Source organism: Pedobacter sp. 01N416, from assembly GCF_056399685.1.
Genome location: NZ_JBFTRT010000016.1, coordinates 25,527 through 31,526, shown reverse-complemented (window position 1 = coordinate 31,526; position 6,000 = coordinate 25,527). Strand labels below are relative to the sequence as shown.

The 6,000-nt window shown below is 38.2% G+C and carries 5 protein-coding genes; 1 reads left to right on the top strand and 4 read right to left on the bottom strand.

Going from position 1 to position 6,000, the window contains the following annotated elements:
- From AC1DND_RS01955 to AC1DND_RS01940, 4 genes are all read right to left on the bottom strand, one after another.
- Positions 1 to 698: LytR/AlgR family response regulator transcription factor (locus AC1DND_RS01955; RefSeq protein ID WP_477578670.1), on the bottom strand; the 698-nt coding region annotated here is incomplete at its 3' end.
- Position 699: 1 nt separating this feature from the next.
- A complete protein-coding gene (locus AC1DND_RS01950; protein ID WP_477578668.1) occupies positions 700 to 2,370 on the bottom strand; it encodes a sensor histidine kinase in 1,671 nt (556 codons plus the stop codon).
- A 337-nt stretch (positions 2,371 to 2,707) separates the two neighbouring features.
- Positions 2,708 to 3,058 carry a translation initiation factor gene (locus AC1DND_RS01945; protein ID WP_230142598.1) on the bottom strand — a complete coding sequence of 117 codons (351 nt, stop codon included), beginning with the start codon at positions 3,056 to 3,058 and terminating at the stop codon, positions 2,708 to 2,710.
- 149 nt (positions 3,059 to 3,207) lie between these two features.
- Entirely contained in the window at positions 3,208 to 4,089 is an 882-nt protein-coding gene (locus AC1DND_RS01940) for a diacylglycerol/lipid kinase family protein (RefSeq protein ID WP_477578666.1), read from the bottom strand.
- A 225-nt stretch (positions 4,090 to 4,314) separates the two neighbouring features.
- Between AC1DND_RS01940 and metK the strand changes: the two genes are divergently transcribed.
- Positions 4,315 to 5,565 (top strand): methionine adenosyltransferase, encoded by a 1,251-nt coding sequence (gene metK / locus AC1DND_RS01935; RefSeq protein WP_029277640.1) that lies wholly within the window; start codon positions 4,315 to 4,317, stop codon positions 5,563 to 5,565.
- Positions 5,566 to 6,000: the final 435 nt, after the last annotated feature.

Below are 6,000 nucleotides of genomic sequence, written 5' to 3'. Positions count from 1 at the left end.
ACCGGAATTTTATCGCCACTATCCATTAAAAGTGTTCCACCATCTTCTTTAAGCCAGCTTTTTACAAATTTCGGGTTAACCAGGTGGCTTTGGTGTGCCCGCACAAAACCGTGGGGTTTGAGCAGATCGGAATATTCTTTCAGTGGTTTCGAAATCAGGATTTTATCGCCATTGCTTAAAAAGAAAAACGTGTAAGTGTTATCGGCAAGACAACGCATAATATCATCAACCGAAACATAACGGATTTCGTGCTGTTGCGGCAATGCAATTTTCGGCGTACCTGGCTCGTTCTTCTTGATCTGACTCAGTAAAAAATTGAGCTGCTCGCCATGTATTTTGTTTTTGATCCTGATCTCGGCCTTTTCAACAGCTACTTTCAATTCGTCAGGATCTACAGGTTTCAGCAGATAATCCAAGGCAGCAAATTTTACCGCCTGGATACCATAATTATCGTAAGCTGTTACAAAAACTACTTCAAAAGTTTTCTCCGTAAGCTGGTTTAACAAATCGAAACCGGTTGTTTTACCCATCTGGATATCGAGGAAAAGCAAATCCGGATGATGAAGATTAACCTGGCTAAAGGCGTCGCCAATATTACTGGCAATGGCTACCACCTTAATATTGGGGCAATGCTTATCCAGTAAAATCCTCAGATTTTCTAAATTCGCTGCTTCATCGTCTACTAAAATTGCCCGCATCTTACAACCATTGGCTTAGTGTGATCTTAATTACTGTCCCATCTGCATCTGCTTTCATATCCAATAAAAACTGATTTTCTTTATAGATGGAATTGAGTAAAGATATTCTGTTTTTAGTCAAAGCCAAACCTAAACCTTCGTAATCTTGGCTTACATCGAAACCACTTCCATTATCTTTTATACTTAAAACCAGATCTGCTGATTGTGCTGTAAAACCAATTCCGATCTTACCATCATTTCCTTTCTCTGCGATGCCATGTTTTACAGCATTTTCTACAAAGGGTTGCAAAAGCATGGCCGGAATTTCGATATTCTCGACATCTAAATCAGGTGAAGCTGTGATCTGGTACTGAAAACCAAAACGCAATTGCTCCATCTGCAGGTAATCATCAAGCAAGGTTTTCTCAGAAGTTAAGCTGATGAGTTCTTTATGATCTAACACATTGCGTGTTAATCGTGCAAATTTAACAAGGTAGCGGTTGGCATTGTCGGTTTCGTTTTTGTTCATCAGCGTTTGGATACCTGCAAGTGCATTGAACAAAAAGTGTGGGTTTAGCTGTGAGCGGACAGATTCTAGCTGGAGTTTGGCGATTTCTTTTTCCTGAGATTTCTGAGCAAGTATCTTAGCCGCCTTTTTTTTGCGATTATTAAGGATTAAAACCGATATGAGACCACAAAGGCCGCCTACTATAACACTAATTAGTAATAACTCTCGAGAGGTAAAAAGCTTTTCTTTCTTTTCAATAATTGTAAACTTAAATGATGTTTCGGTTAACGTAAAGGGTAAACCTCGTGGTAAGTCTAGCGATCTATATATTTCAGGTGCAATTGAAACCCTATATTTTCCTGGTTTCTTAAAATATTCAGCATCAATTTGTATATACGAATTTTCCCAATTGCTAGCGGTTAGAACTGTTTCTTCAGGATAATCATTGCTATACCTCGTTATTTTCACTTTATAAATAAAATTAACACCAGTATTTTTAATACCTATTGACATCCGCAGAATACTATCATTTACTATGGTTTCGCCATCTTTAAAAGGCTTTCCTTTGAGGAAAAATGCACTTCTTCCTTTTTTCTTAACAAGATCACCGATCTCTTTAACCGATAACCCCTTAGTATTAATCGATTCTGAAAATACAGTCTTGCTTAATATCTTAGCTGGTAATAGAGGCTGATTATAAATTACAGTGGTACTTACCTTAAATTTTTGAGGTAGTTTATATATTTTGATAGTAATCTTTTTATCAATTGCATTGTAATCACCTAAACTCATTGTAAGGTAATTTGGAAAATCACTTCTGCTATTCCATCTAAAATTTATCTTACTTGGAATGGCGTCATCTACGAGGAAAACGCTATCATTCTCTACAATCGAATATCTAAAACATTTTAGGCTGTCTTTGTGTATCCTCATCTCCAGATGTATTGTTTTTGCCTCTCCAAGGAAAACACTATTTTTCAGTGGATCACTTGGTTCATGATTACTAAAAGAAATCCACTTGGTTCTTTCATCAACTCGAAGCAATACAGGACAATTTGAATATGGACTGGTAATACCATATAACATTGAATTTCCATTCGCTTCACTTAAAAAAGTGTTATTTTTCCCTTGGCTCAGTGAGTATAGAGGAAAACATAGGATGATAAGGTAAATTATCTTTTTCATGCGTTTAATTTTTCATAAACATCTTGCAAAAAATTTGTTCAGGAAACATTAAAACAGGATATGGCATGAATAACTTTGTAAAAGAGGGATTTGAGACAGTATTTATATTCGGGAAGAATTAGGTTTCTCGAAGATATTGCACTTCACTACCATTGACAGACTCCAATAGAATGATCGTCATTCCCGCACAGGCGGGAATCTTAAAGCTTATTGCATTACGATTCCCAATCAAGTTGGGAATGACGATTCCAAGCAATATATTAATTCATTAAAATCCGCTGTCAATAGTATTGATTTTTATACAATAAATTAGCACTCAGGATGACAGCTTTTTCTATTATCCTCCGGCTTTTTTCACTTTATAACCATCTTTCTGCAGGATGCCCATTACTTTATCGCGTACATCGCCCTGGATCATGATTTCGCCGTCTTTAACTGAGCCACCTACACCACATTTAGTTTTAAGCATTTTGCCCAATACTTCTAAATCTTCAGTACGCCCTCTAAAACCGGTAATTAAGGTTACCGCCTTACCACCACGGTTCTTTTTATCGAGCATTACCCTTAAATCCTGTTGATTATTTGGCGAAGTAACGGTATCATCAACTTCTTCTTCGTATTCGAATTCTGGATTGGTAGAATACATAATTCCGCCAAGATCACTTAAACTATTTTTCTTTGGTTTCATGTTTTATAAAAGGTTCATTGGTTCACTGGCCATTTGTTCATTCGTTTGGGTGCATAGCCCAACAATTAGTTGCGGCGCAAGATTTGAGTGTGCTAAGCAATCTATTTGATCAGGAATCAACGCCAACCGCCGCACGCTTAGCACAACACTCAAGGAACAATTACTTTGAGCGAGAGCGGATTTACTACCGCGTGTATCTCAGTCCCCATTTGTAAGGGCTCGCCATCTACATGCACTGCACCAGCTTTTTCTCTGGTAATTTTAATGTTTTTGCCTTTAATAATTTCAATCATGTCTGATGTTTCGGCCTTCCCTCTTAACATTACATAACCCAATAATGGCAATTTTATTATCGGAAAAGGTTTAATAATACAAACATCCAGCAAGCCATCTTTTACCGAAGCATTAGGTGCAATATAAACATCGTTGCCGTACTGCGATGAATTGGCAATGCTAATGGCAAAAGCTTTTCTGGTATATTCGGCGCCATCAATGTTTAGCAAATAAGTTTGTGCTTTATAGTTAAAAACCTCTTTAAAACCCAGCTTTACATAACCTGACAGACCGCGTTTTTTATCTTTCGAAAAAACAGCGCTCAAATGGGCATCGAATCCCATACCGGCCAGATTAAAAAAACATTTGTTGTTAAACTCGGCAGTATCAATCTCATCAATCCTAAAATTATTGATCAGGGAAAGTGCATACCTTAAATTTTTCGATATTCTTAAAAATCTGGCAAGGCCATTCCCCGATCCAAGCGGTAAAATCCCCAAAATCTTTTTGTGTTTTAATACTTTACTGGCCACCTCGTTAATGGTGCCATCGCCACCTGCAGCAACAATTACATCGAAATTTTTAGTTGCGGCTTCGTCTGCCAATTCGCCGGCATGACCAACATATTCGCTAAAAACAAAGTTCGGACTAAACTTCTCCTTATCCAGGTATTGATCAATAAAATCAGGGATGCRTAATTTTCCTCGCCCACCAGAGATAGGGTTTATAATAAAGAGGATATTGATCTTTGTGTGCAAAGTGTAAGAATGAGTGCACAAAATAATCTATAATTTTTGAAATAAAGAAAATATGCTAATTTTGCAGCAGTAAAAAAGTGGATTGATTTGCTATCCCGACACCTCGGGACCGGATTGCAACCACTTAAAAAAATTGCTAATGCCTCCTTTCAATCATTTAAACACCTGTTTCCAAGGGGTTTGGCAAGTATTAATTTGTTTATTTACCATTAATTTATTTAATAAATGTCATATTTATTTACATCAGAATCTGTTTCTGAAGGCCACCCAGATAAAATCGCCGATCAAATTTCGGATGCATTAATTGATAACTTCTTAGCTTTCGATCCAGAATCAAAGGTTGCTTGCGAAACTTTGGTAACTACTGGTCAGGTTATTTTGGCTGGTGAGGTAAAATCTAAAACATATTTAGATGTACAACAGATTGCCCGCGATGTAATCAAGAAAATTGGTTACACCAAAAGCGAGTATATGTTTGAGGCCAACTCTTGCGGAATTTTATCGGCAATACACGAGCAATCTCAAGACATTAACCAAGGTGTAGATAGAAGCAACAAAGAAGAACAGGGTGCTGGCGATCAGGGTATGATGTTTGGTTACGCCACCAACGAAACCGAAGATTATATGCCTTTGGCATTAAACCTTTCTCATAAATTATTACAGGAACTTGCTGTTTTGCGCCGCGAAAATAACGAAATCACTTATTTACGTCCAGATGCAAAAAGCCAGGTTACTTTAGAGTACGACGATAACAATAAACCAGTACGTATCGATGCGATTGTAATTTCTACACAACATGACGATTTTGATGAAGAGGCAACAATGCTGGCTAAAATCAAAACTGATTTAGTGAATATCCTGATCCCAAGAATTATCAAAAGTAATCCTGCATACGCACATTTATTTAATGATAAAATTGAATATCACATTAATCCGACCGGTAAATTTGTAATTGGTGGCCCTCACGGCGATACTGGTTTAACCGGAAGAAAAATTATTGTTGATACTTACGGTGGTAAAGGTGCGCATGGCGGTGGTGCTTTTTCGGGTAAAGATCCAAGTAAAGTAGACAGAAGTGCGGCTTACGCTACACGCCATATCGCTAAAAACTTAGTGGCTGCTGGYGTAGCCGACGAAATTTTGGTTCAGGTATCATACGCTATCGGTGTTGCAAAACCAATGGGTATTTACATCAATACTTACGGCACTGGCAAAGTGGGTAAAACGGACGGCGAGATTGCTAAAATTGTAGAATCGATTTTCGATATGCGTCCTTACTTTATTGAGCAACGTTTGAAATTAAGAAACCCAATTTATAGCGAAACTGCTGCCTACGGACACATGGGCCGTACGCCAGAAACGGTTACCAAAACTTTCAGGACACCGAATGGTGAAGAAAAAACAGTTACGGTTGATTTGTTTACCTGGGAGAAATTAGATTACGTAGATCAGGTTAAAGCTGCTTTCGGTATTTAATTCTTCGAATAAATTATAGAAAAGGCGTTCTTGCAGCTATGCAGAACGCCTTTTTTGTTGCGGCCGGTGCAAAACTTGCGGAGTTTGACCGTGCGGTCAGATGTTTCCAGCTGACTGAATAGATTTGTGTCAGGTGGTAACACCTTACACCACCCGAAAAATCATTGATAACTTTTTTGAAAAGCAGGTTTCTGTGTACATCGGCTCCGATAATCCCGCTATACGCTATACTTCGTACCGCTGCTATCGGGTTTAGTTAACTTGGGCTGGTGGCTCTTGGGGAGATAATCCTTGTAAGAAATAAATACACTGAAACTATGCAGACCTCCGGTAATAGTAGCAAAGGCCTACCTACCCAAACCTGATTGAAATGAAAAGCCCGTAAGCCCGGTCCTTCACCGGGAGCGGATTTGTAATGAAAAGCAGGACCGACAT